General features: G+C 70.9%; 1 protein-coding gene. It reads right to left on the bottom strand.

What is annotated here, in order from left to right; genetic code table 11:
- Window positions 1–15: 15 nt before the first annotated feature.
- On the bottom strand, window positions 16–897 hold an 882-nt coding region (locus RZR99_RS32930; protein WP_323123843.1), incomplete at its 5' end, for an efflux transporter outer membrane subunit.

Here is an 897-nt window from a genome sequence, read left to right as displayed (position 1 = left end):
CGCTTGCGCCGGGCGTCAGCCCGTCGTCGCGGTCTGCTGCGCGGGCGCCGGCGCTGGCGCGTCGTTGGCCCGGCCGTAGTCGACCGGCGCATCCGCCGGCCGCGGCTGATCGCCCGCCCGCTCGATCCAGCCGCCGCCCAGCGCGCGGTACAGATCGACCAGATTGGTCCAGCGCGCGAGCCGCGCGCTGATCAGCGTCTGCTGCGCCGTGTACAGATCGGTCTGTGCCGTCAGCACCGACAGGTAGCTGTCGACCCCGTTCTTGTAGCGCAGGTCCGACAGATCGAAACGCCGCTGCTGCGCGTGCTCGTTGCGCTCCAGCGCCGCGATCTGCTGGTCGTACGTGCCGCGCGCCGCCAGACCGTCCGACACTTCGCGGAACGCCGACTGGATCGCCTTCTCGTAGTTCGCGATCTCGATGCGCTTCTGCACGTGGGCGAGATCGAGGTTCGCGATGTTCGCCCCGCCTTCGAAGATCGGCAGCGCGATGTTCGGCGCGAACGACCACGCCGCCGTGCCGGCCTTGAACAGGCCGCCCAGCGTCGGGCTGGCCGTGCCGAACGCCGCCGTGAGCGAGATCTTCGGGAAAAACGCCGCCCGCGCCGCGCCGATGTTCGCGTTCGCCGCGAGCAGCGTCTGCTCCGCCTGCATGATGTCGGGACGACGCGTCAGCAGATCGGACGGCAGGCCCGCCGGCACGTCGGTCAGCAGGTTCTGCGCGTTCAGCGGCAAGCCTGCCGGCAGATCGTCGGGCAGCGGCTCGCCGACCAGCAGCACCAGCGCGTTCACCGCCTGCGCGCGAGCGCGCGCCTGCGCCTGCTGGTTCGCGAGGGCCGTTTCGACCACGGTCTGCGCCTGGCGCAGATCGAGTTCCGAACCGGTGCCGTTGTCGAACTG

This window comes from Burkholderia alba (assembly GCF_034721475.1).
GTDB classification, from domain to species: Bacteria; Pseudomonadota; Gammaproteobacteria; order Burkholderiales; family Burkholderiaceae; genus Burkholderia; species Burkholderia alba.
Note: the sequence above shows the minus strand (reverse complement) of the source record. Positions and strands in the feature narration are given on the sequence as shown.